At 67.5% G+C, this 17,520-nt stretch carries 8 protein-coding genes and 1 riboswitch; of the genes, 2 read left to right on the plus strand and 6 right to left on the minus strand.

Features of this window, described 5'->3' with window-relative positions; translation table 11 throughout:
* The first annotated feature begins 64 nt into the window (after nucleotides 1-64).
* A complete protein-coding gene (locus tag ACNQS7_RS05455; RefSeq protein ID WP_418011755.1) occupies nucleotides 65-1,075 on the plus strand; it encodes a hypothetical protein in 1,011 nt (336 codons plus the stop codon).
* Here ACNQS7_RS05455 and ACNQS7_RS05460 read toward each other — a convergent pair.
* From ACNQS7_RS05460 to ACNQS7_RS05485, 6 genes are all read right to left on the minus strand, one after another.
* Nucleotides 1,059-2,279 (minus strand): peptidoglycan DD-metalloendopeptidase family protein, encoded by a 1,221-nt coding sequence (locus ACNQS7_RS05460; RefSeq protein ID WP_418011756.1) that lies wholly within the window; start codon nucleotides 2,277-2,279, stop codon nucleotides 1,059-1,061. The genes ACNQS7_RS05455 and ACNQS7_RS05460 overlap by 17 nt on opposite strands.
* A gap of 24 nt (nucleotides 2,280-2,303) precedes the next feature.
* Nucleotides 2,304-5,495: an isoleucine--tRNA ligase gene (gene ileS / locus ACNQS7_RS05465; RefSeq protein WP_418011757.1), complete on the minus strand. Its 3,192-nt coding sequence runs from the start codon at nucleotides 5,493-5,495 to the stop codon at nucleotides 2,304-2,306.
* A gap of 377 nt (nucleotides 5,496-5,872) precedes the next feature.
* A complete protein-coding gene (locus ACNQS7_RS05470) occupies nucleotides 5,873-6,103 on the minus strand; it encodes an Rv1535 family protein (RefSeq protein WP_418011758.1) in 231 nt (76 codons plus the stop codon).
* 277 nt (nucleotides 6,104-6,380) lie between these two features.
* A riboswitch (M-box (ykoK) riboswitch) is annotated at nucleotides 6,381-6,550 on the minus strand.
* Nucleotides 6,551-6,725: 175 nt separating this feature from the next.
* The gene (locus tag ACNQS7_RS05475) at nucleotides 6,726-7,844 is read right to left on the minus strand and encodes an NAD(P)H-dependent flavin oxidoreductase (RefSeq protein ID WP_055576191.1); all 1,119 of its coding nucleotides are present in this window, start codon (nucleotides 7,842-7,844) and stop codon (nucleotides 6,726-6,728) included.
* 17 nt (nucleotides 7,845-7,861) lie between these two features.
* Nucleotides 7,862-8,443: a carboxymuconolactone decarboxylase family protein gene (locus ACNQS7_RS05480; RefSeq protein WP_418011759.1), complete on the minus strand. Its 582-nt coding sequence runs from the start codon at nucleotides 8,441-8,443 to the stop codon at nucleotides 7,862-7,864.
* A gap of 8 nt (nucleotides 8,444-8,451) precedes the next feature.
* A complete protein-coding gene (locus ACNQS7_RS05485) occupies nucleotides 8,452-10,203 on the minus strand; it encodes an AMP-binding protein (protein ID WP_418011760.1) in 1,752 nt (583 codons plus the stop codon).
* 721 nt (nucleotides 10,204-10,924) lie between these two features.
* Between ACNQS7_RS05485 and pks2 the strand changes: the two genes are divergently transcribed.
* On the plus strand, nucleotides 10,925-17,230 hold the full coding sequence (gene pks2 / locus ACNQS7_RS05490; protein WP_418011761.1) for a sulfolipid-1 biosynthesis phthioceranic/hydroxyphthioceranic acid synthase: 6,306 nt from the start codon (nucleotides 10,925-10,927) through the stop codon (nucleotides 17,228-17,230).
* The last annotated feature ends 290 nt before the right edge of the window (nucleotides 17,231-17,520 follow it).

Below are 17,520 nucleotides of genomic sequence, written 5' to 3' on the forward strand. Positions count from 1 at the left end.
GCGCACCGGGTTAACCGGCCCCGACACGTACGGTGGCCGTAGAGACTGAGAGGGGGGTTCCTCGGTGTGTCCGTCGAATACCGGATCCGCTGACGTCGCGACCGAAGTTCGCCGGGAGATCCAGGCCTGGGCCACCCATCCGGCGCTGAGCGAGTTGGTGGAGATGTTCGGCGGAGCCGTCCCGCCCGGCCTCGGTCTCGCGGCGCGGTTGGCGTGGCTCGACGAGTTCAGCACGGTGTGGGATTACCGGGCACGGGCGCGGGCGGGCGCGGGCCGGGTGCACAGCCAGGACGCTGCCGGCGCGGTCCGGTGGCTGATCCCCCGGCTGAACATGCCTGCTGCGCAGCTGGACAAGATCGTGGCGCTTGCGGACGAACTGGGGCTCATCGGCGAATCACTGCCCAGTGCAACCGATTTCGACTACCTGCTGGTGATCGGCGGCGGCCGGTACACCAACCGGCTGCGGGTGGCCTACGCACGCGAGGTGGCGACCGGGCGGCGCATCGGCCACGTGGTGCTGGCCGCCGCCTCGCGCGAACTCATGGATTCCGAACGAGACGCCGTCGCCCTCATCGCACCGCAGGCCCGCACCGAGTTCGACCTGTTGGCCGCGGCCGCCGCCGACGCGCTCGGGCTTGACATCCACGAGGTTCAGGAGCACGCACAACGCCGGATCGATCGGCCGCACCGCGACCGGGCCGTCTGGCGGTTTCCGCCGGACAGCAACGACCTCGGCGTCCCGGTCACACTGCTCGAAACACCATCGCCCGACCCGGACAACCGGCGGGCGAATTCCGGTGACACCTACACCTTCGCCGCGCAAACGGTGGGTATGCACCGGTCGACGTGCCTGCTGGTGACCGGCCAGCCGGTGGTTCCCTATCTGCACTTCGAGGCGCTGCGAACACTGGTGCTGCCGTTCGACATCCGTTTGGAGTCGGCGGGATTCGGGGTCGATAGGTACAACCGGCTGGGCGAGCTGGACGAGCAGCATCCGGCCAAGATCTTGCAGGAGGCGCGGTCGGCCATCCGTTCCGCGCGCGCCGTCGCCGAGCGGCTCACACAGGAATCGTGATACTGCACGGCGTCACCGCCGGATAGGTACCCGACACCGGACGGGGCCGCCCTCGCGGCGGCCACGGCAGCAGGCCCAGGTTGCCCAGGTACCGCAGCGGGCTGGTATGTCTGCCGTCGGCATGAACCTCGAAATGCAGGTAGCCGTCGGCCGACTCGGCTTCCGGGCCGACGACGCCGATCTGCGCGCCCGCGACGATGTCGTCGCCCACCCGGTGCTCGCGGTCGGGGCGGAACACGTACACCATGTCGACGCCGGCGTTCGACACCACCACCCGCCGCAGCCCGTCGTCATCGAGATCGGCTGTGCGACTGACGGTCCCGGATGACACAGCGTGGATAGCGGTGCCCGGGGCGGCGGCAAGGTCGATACCGGGGTGGAAAGCGCCCGCGCGCGGACCGTAGCCGGCTCCGATTGCGAGGTGCTCTCGCTCGATCGGCAGGCACGCACCCACTTCGGCCGGATCGAAATCGCCCTGGACACGCCTGCGGTAGTCGGCCTCGAGCAGGTCGACCTCGTCGCGGGCATAACCGAACAACAGCGCACGGTCGTACGGGACACCGTAGTTCAGCCGGCAGTCCGGATCGATTCTGCGGTAGTGATCGACCTTGGCGACTCGTTCGGCCAACGTGGACCAACCGTGGTGCACCAGGCGAACGTCGTAAACCATTCCGATGCGACCGTGCTCGGTGATGTTCGCCGGCCAGTGCGGGTTGTGGATCATCCGTGTCCCCGCCCGCAGGCCCGGATGCCAGCGCCAGAACGGTCCGCGTACCGACTCCGCCGGCCCCATGATCGGGATCATCTCGGGAAACTCCGGGTCATGCCACGTCGGGACCATCGGGCACATTAGCGCCGCCACGTCGGCCGGAACATCGGCCAGCATGCCGCGCACGTCGACGTCGGCCTCGACCACCTGGTCGGAGTCAATCATCGCGACCCAGTCGGGCCGGCAGAAATCGGCCATGCGGTAAAGCAATTCCAGCCCCGGCGGTTCCGGGATCAGCCACGGCGTCCGCGGCAGATCCGACCGGGCGCGAACGACGTTGGTCACCGCCGGATGCTGAGCCAGAATGTCGGCAGAGTCGTCGGTGCTGCGGTCGTCGATCGCGTAGATGTCATCACACCAACCGGACAACGAGTCCAGAACCCGAGGCAGGATGTCCGCACCGTTGTGCACGCGGAACATTCCCAGCACCCGCATCGTCCCCTCCGTTCTGGCTGTGTATTAAGCCGATACGCGTTGGATGGATACCCGCACGCCGTCACCGATCTCCGTTCCGTCTGCGGGTTCCCCGAATTCGAAACTGGTGGCCAGGATTTCCCCGGCGATGAGGTCGCGATGCGTCGCCGCCCACGCGGCACGCTCGCCGGGCACCGACATCACCACGGCGATGCGGTCGGAGACGTCCAGCCCGGTCGACTTGCGCAGCTCCTGCAGTTCCCGGATGCGGTCCTTGGCCCAGCCCTCTGCCTCGAGCTCCGGCGTCACGGTGCCGTCCAGAACCACGAGCCCGGCGCCACCCGGCAACGCCGCGGTGAACTCTGGGTCGGCGGCCACCAGTCGCGAGCTGTACTCCTCCGGTTGCAGCACCGCGGGTCCGGCGGACAGGGTTCCGTCCGGGTTGACCACGCCCTCCCCCGCTTTGACGGCCTTGATCGCCGTCTGCACGTCCTTGCCCAACCGCGGGCCCGCGACCCGCGCATTGACGGTGAGCTCGAATCGGCCGTAGGTGTCGATCGCGTCCGTCAACTCGACCTGCTTGACGTTGAGTTCGTCGCCGATCAACTCGGTGAACGGCTGGAGTTGATCCGGGTCCTCAACTGCCACAGTCAATTTCAGCAGAGGTAGGCGCACCCGCAACTTCTTGGCCTTGCGCAGGGAGGACGCCGCCGAGCACACGTCGCGCACCTGGTCCATCGCGGCCACCAGTCCCGCATCGGCCGGCACCTCCCCCGCCTGCGGCCAGTCCGTCAGGTGCACCGAACGCCCGCCGGTCAGTCCGCGCCAGATCATTTCGGTGATCAACGGCAGCAGTGGGGCAGCCAGTCGCGCGGTCACCTCCAGCACGGTGTGCAGAGTGTCGATCGCGTCCGCGTCTTCCACCCAGAACCGCGAACGGGACCGTCGCACATACCAGTTCGTCAACGCCTCGGTGAACTGGCGCAGCTGTTCGCAGGCACCGGAGATGTCGCAGATGTCCAGCGACGCAGTCAGGTCGTCCCGCAGCACCGCCAGTTTGGCCAGGATGTAGCGGTCCAGCACGTGTGCCGAATCGGTGCGCCACACACCGACTTTCGGTGCGTACAAAGCCAGGAAGCTGTAGGCGTTCCAGAACGGCAGGAGCACCTGCCGGACTCCGTCCCGGATGCCCTGTTCGGTGACGATCAGGTTGCCGCCGCGCAGGATCGGCGATGCCATCAGGAACCACCGCATGGCGTCGGACCCGTCGCGGTCGAACACCTCGGTCACATCCGGGTAGTTGCGCAGTGACTTGCTCATCTTCTGCCCGTCCGAACCCAGCACGATCCCGTGGGCCACACAGGTTTTGAACGACGGCCGGTCGAACAACGCGGTGGCCAGCACATGCAACGTGTAGAACCAGCCGCGGGTCTGACCGATGTACTCCACGATGAAGTCACCCGGGTAGTGGCCGTCGACCTGCTTGTCAGGGTCGTCGCTCTGCACCCCGTCGAACCACTCCTTGTTCTCGAACGGGTAGTGCACCTGCGCATACGGCATCGAGCCGGAATCGAACCACACGTCGAGCACGTCGGAGATCCGGCGCATCGTGCTGTTGCCGGTAGGGTCGTCGGGGTTGGGGCGGGTGAGTTCGTCGATGTAGGGCCGGTGCAGATTCTCCGGCCGCACCCCGAAGTCGCGTTCCAGCTCGTCGAGGCTGCCGTACACGTCGATGCGGGGGTAGGCCGGGTCGTCGGACTTCCACACCGGGATCGGGGTGCCCCAGTACCGGTTTCGTGAGATGGACCAGTCGCGGGCACCCTGCAGCCACTTGCCGAACTGTCCGTCCTTGACGTGCTCGGGATACCAGGTGATCTGCTGGTTGAGTTCCACCATCCGGTCGCGGAACTGGGTCACCCGCACGAACCACGACGACACCGCGCGGTAGATCAACGGGTTGCGGCAGCGCCAGCAGTGCGGGTACGGGTGCTCGTAGGTCTCGTGTCGCAGCAACACCGCTCCGTTGGCCGCGGCGGGACCGGTTCCGTTCTTCAGGTCGCGGATGATCTGCGGGTTGGCCTCAAAGACGTGCTGGCCCTGATAGTCCGGGACCGTCGCGTCGAAGCGGCCCTTGGCGTCCACCGGGGTGACCGGCACGATGCCGACGGGGTCGGTGGTCGCCATGTCGTCCTCGCCGTAGGCCGGCGCCATGTGCACCAGGCCGGTGCCGTCCTCGGTGGTGACGAAATCGGCGGAGAGCACCTGAAAAGCCTTGGGCGAGTCCATGAAGTACGCAAACGGTGGCAGGTAGCGGGCGCCGAGCAGATCCGCGCCCCGGTAGGTGCCGAGCACTTCGGGCTCTTCCCCGAGTTCGCGGGCATATGCGGCCAGCCGGGCCTCGGCCAGCACGAATCGCCGTTCGCCCGCCCGTACCTGGACGTAGGTGACGTCGGGATTGACCGCGACCGCGAGGTTCGACGGCAGGGTCCACGGCGTCGTCGTCCAGATGAGAAGGAAGGCACCAGCCAGTCCATTTTCTGACTCGCCGCCCACCACCGGGAAGCCGACGGTGAGGGCCGGGTCCTGGCGGCTCTGGTACACGTCGTCGTCCATCCGCAGTTCGTGATTGGACAACGGGGTCTCGTCGCGCCAGCAGTACGGCAACACTCGGTAGCCCTCGTAGGCCAGGCCTTTGTCCCACAGCTGTTTGAACGCCCAGATCACCGACTCCATATAGCTGGGATCGAGTGTCTTGTAGTCATTGTCGAAGTCCACCCAGCGCGCCTGGCGGGTGACGTACTGCTGCCATTCGTCGGTGTAGCGCAGCACCGAGGCACGGCAGGCGTCGTTGAAGGCGGCGATCCCCATCGAGTCGATCTGTGACTTGTCGGTGATGCCCAGCTGCCGCTCGACTTCCAGCTCGGCGGGCAAACCGTGTGTGTCCCAACCGAATCGGCGCTCCACCTTGTCGCCGCGCATGGTGCGGTAGCGCGGCACGATGTCCTTGACATAGCCGGTCAACAGGTGCCCGTAGTGCGGCAGGCCGTTCGCGAAGGGGGGCCCGTCGTAGAACACGTACTCGCGGGCGCCGTCCCGGCGGGCGATGCTGGCCCGGAAGGTGTCGTCGCGGAACCAGTAGTCGAGCACTTCGAGCTCGAGCGCCGGGAAGTCGGGTGCCCCGCTGGCCAGCTTCGGATAGCCGGTGCGGTCGGCTTCGAGTTCAGCTTCGTCGCTCACGTGGTTGTCTCCGGTGCCTCGATGAGTTCAGGCACGGGGACGACGGTTGCGCTGGTGCGCGAGCGCCGCGGTACCACCCCGCTTGCCACGCTCCCGCGTGACCACTCGAAAGGCTGTGACGGGCCTGCCCGTTCGGTTCTACTGGGCCGGATGGCCGTTCTTCCGAAAGCTCCCCGGTGATGGCCGGATCGACGCTGGTGTGGTGATTCTAGATTGATGCTGCGGTGTTGATTCTAGTTGCGATCGCAAACCCGGCGAAGCCGGGTGCCGCGGGTCGCGACCATGAAACCCCGTGGACTCCGAGGGGTTGGCCCGCCGCAGGACGCACCTGCGGTCGGCTAACCCCTCGGAGTCCCGGGTAGCGCGATGTCCATGCGTTACGCCTGCACCTCGAGCACACCGATGCGCCACAGCGCGGCGTACATGTGCCGCAGCGGGATGTTCAGCAGGCGGGCGGCGCCGGCCACCAGTGGGTCGCCTCCGGCGGCGAGCACCTCATCGGCGCGGCGGGCCTTCTTCGGCGCCGGAGCGGCCGGGACATCACGTACCACGTGCAGCTTGGGTGCGGCGGTTACGGTAACGACTTCGTCATACAGGGCAGCGGTCATGATCGCCTCCTAACAGGATCAAACGTTGACAGGTGGACCTTCAAAGATTCTTGGGAAGTCCCGTCCCGCAACGGTTCCGATCGGAGCGTGATTGACGGCTCAGCCGAGAACGTCGCACCGGAGACCGGTCAGGGACGAAACATCGCCCGGATATCGACCCGGACTGCCACTGGAACTCATGCGTCCCTCACCTCCTCTCGGTTCACGACCCACGCGGGTATCCGCGCGATTCACTGCGCGCACGAAGGAGAACAGATAGCCGGCGATCCGCCGGAAATCCGCACCCCTCTCGTCAGAGCTTTGGCACTACCCGACGTGTCCGGTAAACCGGAAGCCACCTGGGCTCAACCCTTAAGCCGGGAGGAGCTGTCCTGACCCGGGGCGTCTTTCGACGTTCGGGGTCAGTGGCCTGTGTTCGTGTAGCCGCCTCACCTAACGAGGTGCTTGCCTGACCGATAATGCACCACTCGCGGGCCTCGGTCAACGTGGCACCCCAGGGTTTCGCGATCTTTATGCTTTCACTACGGGCGCCCACAGCCTTCCCCCAGCAATAACGGCCCTGAGCTGGTAAAACAGCACCTGCCCCGAGCTGATCTCCAGGTTACGTTCCGCTATGAGTTCGTTATGTCACATCGGTCAGTCGGGTGATGGTGTCGATGTATTCCTCGACCATGTCGAGCACCACCGCACGCGTCGGCCGGACCCGGTCCAGCGAGCCGACCACCTGGCCGACGAAGTAGGTCGCAAGATCCCGGGCTTTCGCCCCGGGGTGGGCGGCGGCTTGGTTGATCCGCACCTGGGAGTCGGTGATCAGGGCCGTCTGCAGCGGCATCCCCAACGGGTCCGGAGTGTCGGGCCGTTCCCACTCCTCTGTCCAGGCCGTGCGTAGCATCCGGGCCGGCTTTCCGGTCATTGACCGGGATCGCACCGTGTCCGACGATTTCGCGGCCAGGAATTTGTCCTTCACCACCGGTGCGGTCTCGGCTTCCTCGGTGGTCAGCCACACCGATCCGCACCACACTCCTTCGGCGCCCAGCGCCAGCGCGGCCGCGATCTGCCGGCCGCGGGCGATGCCGCCCGCCGCCAGCACGGGCGTCGGCGCCACGGCATCCACCACTTCGGGAACCAGCACCATGGTCGACACCTCGCCGGTGTGCCCGCCCGCCTCGGTGCCCTGCGCGACGATCAGGTCCACCCCCGCCGCCGCGTGCCGTCGTGCGTGCTCGGTGGTACCGGCCAGCGCAGCCACCAGTACGTCGTGGCTGTGCGCCCGCTCGACCAGGTCGTGCGGCGGCGGCCCGAGCGCGCTGGCGATCAACCGGATGTTGTGGTTGAAGGCGACTTCGAGCAGCGGTTCATAGCCCTTGGGTGAGATGTTGAGCCCTCCCCTGATCACCTCTTCCTGCTCGGCGTGCGGCGCGACGCCGTAACGCGTCAGGATGTCGTCGACGAACGCCCGATGCTCGGCGGGCAACAGATCCTGGGCCTGTCGTGAGTTGACGCCGCCCGTGTCAGCCCCGACGTATTTCGGCGGCAGCAGCAGATCCACTCCGTAGGGCTTACCGTGCGTCTGCTCCTCGATCCAGGTGAGCTCACTCTCCAGCCGCTTCGGACTGTGGGCGGTCGCGCCGAGCACACCGAACCCGCCCGCGTTGGTCACCGCGGCCACCACGTCGCGGCAATGACTGAAGGCGCAGATAGGAAACTCGACGCCGAGCATCTCGGCAACTCTGGTTCGCATGCCGCCGACGCTACGCCCTACCGATCAGGCGACGAGGGGGCCCGGCCATCGGGCGGCCAGGCGGCCACACCGTCCTCCAGCGGAACCTCCAGGCTCTGCAGAATCGACGCGACCATCCGCCACGCACCAATCGCGGTGACCAGCTCGATGAGAACCGTCTTGTCACCACCCAATTCGCGTTCGCAGGCCGCCCAGCTCGCGGCGCTGACCGCACCGTCGCGCACGACGTCGTCGGTGGCCGCCAGCACGGCTTGCTCGGTAGGCCCGAACCCGTTGTGGCCCTGCCAATCCCGCACACCCAACAGGTCCTCGGCAGACACGCCGAGGCGCGAGGCCACCCGCCAGTGCTGGGTCCACTCGTAGTTGCACCCGGTCAGCCACCCGATGCGCATGATCGCCAACTCACGCAGTCTGCGGTCGAGGGTGCCGTGCCAGAGCATGGTGGCGAGCAGGTCGTTGAACACCCGGGCCAACTGCGGGTGGTTCAGCAACGTCTGGAAGATGCTGAGCTCGGCCATGTAGTCCGGCACGCCGGCTTCATCGGCGGCGGCCGTGGCCTCGTCGACGGGCAGCAGCGGTATCCGGGCGGGCTTGCTCATGGGGCCGGTCAGGCGTCCAGCCGGGCGAACGCCTTGTCCTCGTACATCTGCACCGACTGCTGCCGGCGGATCTTGCCGCTGGTGGTGATCGGGATCGACCCGGGCGACACCAGCACCAGGTCGGCAACGTTCAGCCCGTGCGAGTCGAAGATCGCGGCGGTGATGTCGCGCTTGAGCACCCCGAGGCGCTCCGCCAGGTCTTCCGCCGACTCCTCGCTCTTCTGTTTGATCTCGACGATGGCGGCCAGCTTCTCGACGCCGTCCTGCGGGACCGCGATCGCCGCGCACCGGCCGGCGCTGATCTCCTGGATGGTCGCTTCGATGTCGTCGGGTGAATGGTTGCGGCCGTAGACGATCAACAGGTCCTTGATCCGGCCCATGATGAAAAGCTCACCGCCGGAGAAAAATCCGGAATCCCCGGTGCGCAGCCACGGACCCGCCGGCGTGCCTTCCGACGGGTTGACGATCGTCGCCCCGAACGTGTGTGCCGTCGTCTCCGGCTTCTCCCAGTAACCGGACGCGACGTTGCCACCCAGCACCCAGATCTCGCCGACCGTACCCTCCGGGCACTCGGTACGGGTGTCACCGTCGACGATCCGGACAAGTTGCGACTTCGGCACGCCGTAGCTGACAAGCGGTGTGCCGCTTCCCTTTTCGACCCGTACCGCCTGGCCGTCCGGCAGCTTCTCGGAATCGAAATCCACGATCTCGGGCGGGTCGCCGACCTTGCGGGTGGCGATGTACACCGTCGCTTCGGCCATGCCGTAGGCCGGCCGCAACGCCTTGGCGGCAAAACCGAACCGGGCGAACCGATCGGCGAATCGCTTGAGAGTCGCCGGCTGTACCCGCTCACTTCCGTTCAGGACGGTGTGCACGCCGCTCAGATCGAACCCGGCCAGATCCTCGTCGGAGGTCTTGCGGACGGCGATGTCGAACGCGAAATTCGGTCCGGCCGAGATGGTGGTCCCGTAGCGGGCCATCAGCTGCGTCCAGCGGGCTGGACGCTGCAGGAACGCCACCGGACTGGTCAGCACCGTACGCCGGCCGGCCAGGATCGGCATGATCGCCCCGAGCAGCAGGCCCATGTCGTGGTAGAGCGGCAGCCAGGACACCACGTCCAGGTCCGCGGGCGGCACACCGCCCTCGTTGACGAAGAAGTCGGCCATGATCTGTTCGAAATTGGCGAACACGTTGGCGTTGGAGACCGTGACGCCGGCGGGTGTGCGCGTCGAGCCTGACGTGTACTGCAGGTACGACGTTCGCGACCCCTCGTCGGCGGCACTGCCCGGGCGGGACGACTTCGGCCGCGAATCGAGGTCCAGCAGATCGACTTCCAGGATCGCCGGCGGATTTTCACCCGCCTGCGGCTCAACGCATTCCTTGACGTTGGCGACGGCGGCCGAAGTGGTCAGGATCACCGACGGTGCGGTGTCGGCCAGCACGGAGATGGTCCGCTCGTCGTGGGCGCCCCCGTAGGGCACCGACAGCGGGACACCGATGAAACCGGCCTGCAGCGCGCCCAGGAATCCGACGACGTACTCGAGGCCCTGGGGCGCGAGGATCAGCGCCCGGTCACCGGGCGCACCGTTCTGCTTGAGCTGCTCGGCGATGTTGAGCGTGCGGCGGTGCAACTGCGCCCAGGTCAGCGTCTCTTCGACGCCTTCCCACTCCTGGTCGTAGTTGATGTAGGTGAGCGCCGGGCCGTTGGGATTCAGGCTGGCGCGTTCGCGCAGCACAGCGGGGATAGAAGAGCCAACCACGGGATCGCACACTACCCGCCGGAACACGCCCCACGTGGTCCGTATCGCTGAAGTCGAATCACCCCACCTGCCGATCCCGCCCGGAGCATCGGTGCGCCGGTCCCCGCGCCGGGGTTGCTGAATGAGCTCGTACCTCGACTTTCGCCGGTCATCTCGGCCGTATCGAACCGGGCGCGGGTCTGCGTGTGGGTCAACATGTTCCACGAGGAAACGACGGGGCCCGGCTCATTCCCGGGCGACCAGATCGTCTGCGGGTCGGTCGCGGGTCACACGGTTCGCGGCGCCGCCCGCAACCGCAGCCGCGGGCCGCCCGATCCGGGTGCCGCGGCCGTCGGCACACCGATGGCTGTTCACCATCTCCAGGCAGGGAAGGCCACACCGAACGCCGCCCAGCCCGGCTCCGGTTGCGCGAGCGTCCCATTCTCCGGTTCGAGCGCCCTAAGCTGGCCTTTTGCCGCCGTTTGCCGCGCCCGTCCGACAGCCACGACGCGGTGTGATTGACGTCACCTTGAACGAAAATTTTTGTACGTTCGCACGATTTTTCTACATGCGGCGAAGCGACCCGATACGCTTCTGATCGCGCCTGACTACGACGTAGGCGCCGGAGTGTGGGGGTCGGCGAGTGCGTCCGCTGCTGCGGGTTGGGGCGGCACGGAGCGGAGTTCGACACGAACTTGCCGAAGATGGCTTGAAGCGCGGGCTAAGGAGATGACGTACCACCGTGGAGAAAGCACGCGTTACGCCGGTTGCGGTCATTGGTCTGGCGTGCCGCCTGCCGGGTGGCATCAATTCACCTGAACAGCTCTGGCAGGCGTTGCTGCGCGGCGAAGACTTCGTCACCGAGGTACCGCTGGACCGCTGGGACATCGACGAGTACTACGACCCAGAACCCGGCGTACCCGGTCGCTCCCACTGCAAGTGGGGCGCGTTCATGGACAACCTCGGCGACTTCGACCCCGAATTCTTCGGCATCTCGGAACGAGAAGCCATCGCCATGGACCCCCAGCACCGACTGCTGCTGGAGACCTCCTGGGAGGCCATGGAACACGCCGGCCTGACCCCCACGCAGATGGCCGACTCGCTGACCGGTGTCTTCATCGGTTTCACCCACGCCGACTACCAGTTCGTGCAGGCCGAGACCGGCGCGCTGGAAGGTCCGTACGGCAACACCGGCACCAACTCCTGCATGGCGTCGGGCCGGGTCTCCTACGCGCTGGGACTGCGCGGGCCCGCGGTCACCGTCGACACCGCCTGCTCGTCGGGATTGTTCGCCGCGCATCTGGCGGCCCGCAGCCTGAGCGAGGGTGAGAGTGATCTGGCCTTCGCCGGGGGCGTGTACGCGATGCTCGAACCCCGCCGCTTCGCCTCGGGTTCGGCCAACGGCATGCTCTCGCGCAGCGGCCGCTGCCACGCCTTCGACGTGGAGGCCGATGGGTTCGTCTCCGGCGAGGGCGCCGTCGTACTGCTGCTCAAGAGGCTGCCGGACGCGCAGCGCGACGGCGACCGGATCCTGGCCGTCATTCGCGGAACGGCAGCCAACCAGGACGGTCACACCGTCAACATCGTGACCCCCTCGGCCGACGCGCAGGAGGCTGTGTACCGGGCGGCGCTGGCGGCGGGCGGCGTCGACCCCAGCACCGTCGGCATGGTCGAAGCCCACGGCCCCGGCACCCCGGTGGGCGATCCGCTCGAATACGCCAGCCTGGCGGCGGTTTACGGCACCGACGGGCCCTGCGCGGTCGGGTCGGTGAAGACCAACTTCGGCCACACCCAGTCGACCGCCGGAGCACTGGGACTGCTGAAAGCCATTCTGGCCGTGCAGCACGGCGTGGTGCCGCAGAACCTGCACTTCCACACCATGCCCGACCAGATGGCCGAGATTGACACCAATCTCTTTATCCCGCAGGAAGTTACGCCGTGGCCGATCAGTGACACCGACCAGCCCCGGCGGGCCGCGGTGTCCTCGTACGGCATGTCGGGCACCAACGTGCACGCCATCGTGGAACAGGCGCCGGCGCAGGTCCGAGTTGCCCAGACTGTGTTAACGGACGGCAGCACGGGACTTGAAGGCACGCTCGTCTTCCCGGTGTCGGCGAGTTCGGAGGAGGCGCTGCGCGAAACCGCGGGGCGGCTTGCCGAATGGATCGACACCCAGCCGGATGTCGCGCTGAAAGACCTCGCCTACACTCTGGCGCGCCGCCGCGGTCACCGCACCGTGCGGACGGCACTGCTGGCCGACACCGCCACCGAGCTGTCAAACGCGTTGCGCGACATCGCCGGCGGCGAATTGCCCCACCCGCCCGCCGTGAGTCAGGACGACCGCGGGCCGGTGTGGGTGTTTTCCGGGCAGGGCTCGCAGTGGGCCGAGATGGGCAAGGACCTGTTGGCCACCGAGCCGGTGTTCGCCGAAAAGATCGCCGAGATCGAGCCGCTGATCGCCGCCGAGTCCGGCTTCTCGGTCACCGAGGCGATGACCGCCCCCGAGAAGGTCACCGGCATCGACCGCGTGCAGCCCACCCTGTTCGCCATGCAGGTCGCCCTGGCCGCCACGATGAAGCACTACGGCGTCACCCCCGGCGCGGTGATCGGGCACTCCCTCGGGGAGTCCGCGGCCTCCGTCGTCGCCGGCGCCCTGTCGCTGGAAGACGGCGTCAAGGTGATCTGCCGGCGCTCCAAGCTGATGACCCGCATCTCCGGCGCCGGCGCCATGGCATCGGTGGAACTTCCCGCCCAGCAGGTGTTTTCGGAGTTGCTGGGCAGCGGCATCACGGATGTGACCGTCGCCGTGGTCGCCTCACCACAGTCCACCGTGATCGGTGGAGCCACCGACGCAGTACGCGAGCTGATCGCCGCGTGGGAGGAGCGCGACGTGATGGCCCGCGAGGTGGCCGTCGACGTGGCCTCCCACTCCCCCCAGGTCGACCCGATCCTCGACGACCTGACCGAGGCCCTGGAAGAGATCAGCGCCCAGGAATTCGAGGTCCCCTACTACTCGTCGACCTCCTTCGACCCCCGCGAAGAGCCCTATTTCGACGCTTACTACTGGGCCGACAACCTGCGCCACACCGTGCGCTTCGCCGCGGCCGTCCAGGCCGCCCTCGAAGACGGCTTCCGGGTCTTCACCGAGCTGTCCCCGCACCCGCTGCTCACCCACGCCGTCGACCAGACCGCCCGCGGTATCGACATGACCGCCGCCGCCCTGGCCTCCGTGCGACGCGAGCAGCCCCTGCCGCACGGCCTGCGCGGCCTCATCGGCGACCTGTACACCGCTGGCGCCGCGGTGGACTTCGCGGTGCTCTACCCGGGCGGCAACCTGGTGGAGACGCCGCTGCCGGCGTGGACCCATCGCCGGCTGCTGCTCGAGGAGAGCACCGACCGACTCGCGCACGCCAACACCGTGGCCGTGCATCCGCTGCTGGGCGCGCATGTGCGACTGCCCGAGGAGCCGGAGCGTCACGTCTGGCAGGGAGATGTCGGCACCGAATCGCAGCCATGGCTGGGCGATCACCAAATCCACCGTGCCGCAGCACTTCCCGGCGCGGCCTATTGCGAGATGGCGCTGGCCGCCGCCCGCACCGTCTTCGGTGACGACGCCGAGGTCCGCGACATCCGGTTCGAGAAGCTGCTGCTTCTCGACGAGGTGAGTCCCGTCGGGGCCACCGCGACGGTCGAGGCGCCCGGTGTCGTCCCGTTCCTGGTGGAGACCACGGAGAACGGAGCGAACGGCGAACGTTCCCGGCGCGCCTCGGCGATGCTGCATGCCGCAGACACCGACGCGGCGCCGCCGGCCCCGCACGACATCGAGGCTCTGCTGGCATCGCACACCAACCCGGCCGACGGCGACGACCTTCGCCACGAGTTCGACAGCCGGGGCATCCAGTACGGTCCGGCATTCAGCGGCCTGACCGCGGCGCACGTCACCGAGGAAGCCGGTGACACCGTGCTGGCCGAGGTCGCCGTGCCCAGTTCGATCCGCGCGCAGCAGGGCGCCTACGGGGTGCATCCCGCGCTGCTGGACGCCTGCTTCCAATCGGTGGCCGCGCACCCCGGCGTCGGCAATGCCGGAGGTGGTGGCCTGCTGCTGCCGCTGGGGGTCAGCCGGCTGCGCGCCTACGCTTCGGCCCGGCATGCCCGGTACTGCCTGACGACGGTGACCCCGGACGCGACCGGGGTGACCGCCGACATCGACATCCTCGACGAGCACGGCACCGTGCTGGTGGCGGTCCGCGGCCTGCAGATGGGCACCGGTGCGTCGCCGGGCAGCGAACGCGACCGCGTACTGGCCGAGCGGCTGCTGACCATCGAATGGCAACAGCGCGACTTGTCGGACAAGGCCGTGACCGAGCCCGGCAACTGGCTGCTCGTCAGCACGTCCGACGCCGCCGACATGATGGCGACTCAGCTCACCGACACGCTGAAGATGCACGATTCGGACAGCACGACGATCTCCTGGCTGCTGAATGACGATCACCAGGCCCAGGCCGCGGTGCTGCGCGAACAGCTCAGCGCCAACGCCTTCAGCGGCGTGGTCGTCCTCACCGCACCGAAGAGCGCGGACACGGAGGCCGGGAGCCCGGTCGATCGGGGCAGAGAGTACGTCGAGCACGTCGTGCGCATCGCGCGAGAACTGCCCGACATCGAGGGCCAAACCGCCCGCCTGTACGTCGTGACCCGCAACGCCCAGACGGTGCTGGCCGACGACTGCCCCAACCTCGAACAGGGCGGGCTGCGCGGCCTGCTGCGGGTGATCAGCGCCGAACACCCCCACCTCAAGGTCACCTACATCGACGTCGACGAACACACCGGCGCCGAGCAGGTGACCCGTCAGCTGCTCCTCACCGAGTCCGAAGAAGACGAGACCGCCTGGCGCAACGACGAGTGGTACACCGCGCGCCTGAGCCCCACCCCACTCGGGCCCGACGAGCGTCAGACCACCGTGGTGGACCACGAGCACCAGGGCATGCGCCTGCAGATCCGCAACCCCGGTGATCTGCAGACGCTGGAATTCGCCGCCTTCCAACGCGTCGCACCCGGACCCGGCGAGGTCGAGGTCGCCGTCGGTGCGTCCAGCATCAACTTCGCCGACGTCCTCGTCACATTCGGCCGTTACCAGACCGCCGACGGACAGCAGCCTCAGCTGGGCACCGACTTCGCCGGGGTGGTGACGGCGGTGGGACCCGACGTCACCGACCTCAAAGTCGGCGACCGCGTCGGCGGCCTGTCGGCCAGCGGCTGCTGGGCAACCTTCGTCACCTGCGATGCACGCTTGGCCACCCCGATCCCCGACGCGCTGACCGACGCCCAGGCTGCCGCGATCACCACCGCGTCGGCCACCGCCTGGTACGGCCTGCAGGATCTGGCCCGCATCAGGGCCGGCGACAAGGTGCTGATCCATTCCGCGACCGGTGGAGTGGGCCAGGCCGCCATCGCGATCGCGCGTGCCGCCGGCGCCCAGATCTACGCCACTGCGGGCAGCGAGTCGCGTCGAGAACTGCTGCGCGACATGGGAATCGAGCACGTTTACGACTCCCGCAGCGTCAAGTTCGCCGAGCAGATCCGCAACGACACCGACGGCTACGGGGTGGACATCGTCCTCAACTCGGTGTTCGGCGCCGCCCAGTTGGCGGGGATCAAACTCTTGGCGCGCGGCGGGCAGTTCGTCGAGATCGGCAAGCGCGACATCTACGGTGACACCAAGCTCGGCCTCTACCCGTTCCGGCAGAACCTCTCGTTCCACGGTCTTGACCTGGGATTGCTGTCAGCCACCGATCCGGGAGCGGTTCGCGAGCTGTTGACCACGGTGTACAACGCGAGCGCCGAGGGCGTGCTGCCGATACCCGAGAGCACCAGTTACCCGCTGGCCGATGCGGCCACCGCGATCCGGGTGATGGGCGCGGCCGAGCACACCGGCAAGCTGATCCTCGAGGTGCCGCACGCCGGTCGCAGCAGCGTGGTGCTGCCACCTGAGCAATCACAGGCGTTCCGCAGCGACGGCGCCTACATCATCACCGGCGGTTTGGGTGGTCTCGGCCTGTTCCTCGCGGAGAAGATGGCTGCGGCCGGCGCCGGTCGCATCGTGCTCAGCTCACGCTCGGCCCCCAGCGAAAAGGCTTCGGAGACAATCGAATTGATCCGTTCGATCGGGTCCGACGTGGTCGTTGAGTGTGGCGACATCGCCGAGGCGGGCACCGCACCGCGACTGGTGTCCGCTGCGACCGCCACCGGTCTGCCGTTACGCGGGATCCTGCACGGGGCCGCGGTCGTCGAGGACGCCACCCTGCCGAACATCACCGACGAGCTCATCCAGCGCGACTGGGCACCGAAGGTGGACGGCGCCTGGCACCTGCACGAAGCGACCCAGGGACACGAACTCGACTGGTTCTGCTCCTTCTCCTCAGCGGCGGCGCTGGTGGGCTCGCCCGGTCAGGGCGCATACGCGGCCGCCAACAGCTGGCTGGACGCCTTCACCCACTGGCGGCGGGCGCAGGGGCTGCCCGCGACGTCGATCGCCTGGGGTGCATGGGAAGAGGTCGGTCGCGCCACGACGTTCGCCGAGCAGTCCGGTGAAGGCGAGGCCATCGGTGCCGACGAAGGCGCGTACGCGTTCGAGGCGTTGCTGCGTCACAACCGGCCGTACACCGGTTACGCCCCGGTGATCGGCTCGCCCTGGCTCAACGCCTTTGCTCAGCGCAGCCCGTTCGCCGAGTTGTTCAAATCCTCGAAGGGCCGCTCGGGCACCAACAAGCTCGTCGCGAAGCTCATGGAGCTTCCTGTCGAGGAGTGGCCCGGCCAGCTGCGGCGCGTGATATCCGAGGGTGTCAGCCTGATCCTGCGGCGTGCCGTCGACCCGGACTGGGCGCTGTCGGAATACGGACTCGATTCGCTGGGCAACCTCGAGTTGCGCACCCACATCCAGACGGAGACCGGAGTACGGCTGACGTCCAACGAGATCACCACGGTTCGCGACCTGGCTGACCGGATTTCCGAAAGGCTCGCTGCCGCTCAGGATGTTCCGGCGTCCGCCTGACGGCCGACGGAAAAATGACCGATCCAGGAAACCACCCAGCTACCTAAATCGGCGCACCCGTCGAAGGTCCTTCACCATCACGGGGCAGGGAAAGGCGCAGCGGACCGCGCGGCGGCCGATCACCGCCCAACTAGCCGCCGTGCGGCCATTGCAGGGCTATGAACTGCTGTTTTACCTTTGCACCACGCCACAATGCGGTGCGGCGAGCTGATGTGATTGATGTCACCTCGGCTGATTATTTTTGTACGTTCGCACGATTTTTCTACATGCGACGAATCAATTGGTTACGC

Origin of the sequence: Mycobacterium sp. 23, assembly GCF_048287075.1 — a bacterium.
In the GTDB taxonomy this organism is placed as follows: Bacteria; Actinomycetota; Actinomycetes; order Mycobacteriales; family Mycobacteriaceae; genus Mycobacterium; species Mycobacterium gordonae_B.

Coding starts and splice junctions, on each gene's coding strand:
- ACNQS7_RS05460 (WP_418011756.1), bottom strand. CDS start 2,279: ATGCGGGTGCTGGGAATGTTCCGCGTGCACAACGGTGCGGACATCCTG.
- ACNQS7_RS05470 (WP_418011758.1), bottom strand. CDS start 6,103: ATGACCGCTGCCCTGTATGACGAAGTCGTTACCGTAACCGCCGCACCC.
- ACNQS7_RS05475 (WP_055576191.1), bottom strand. CDS start 7,844: ATGCGAACCAGAGTTGCCGAGATGCTCGGCGTCGAGTTTCCTATCTGC.
- ACNQS7_RS05480 (WP_418011759.1), bottom strand. CDS start 8,443: ATGAGCAAGCCCGCCCGGATACCGCTGCTGCCCGTCGACGAGGCCACG.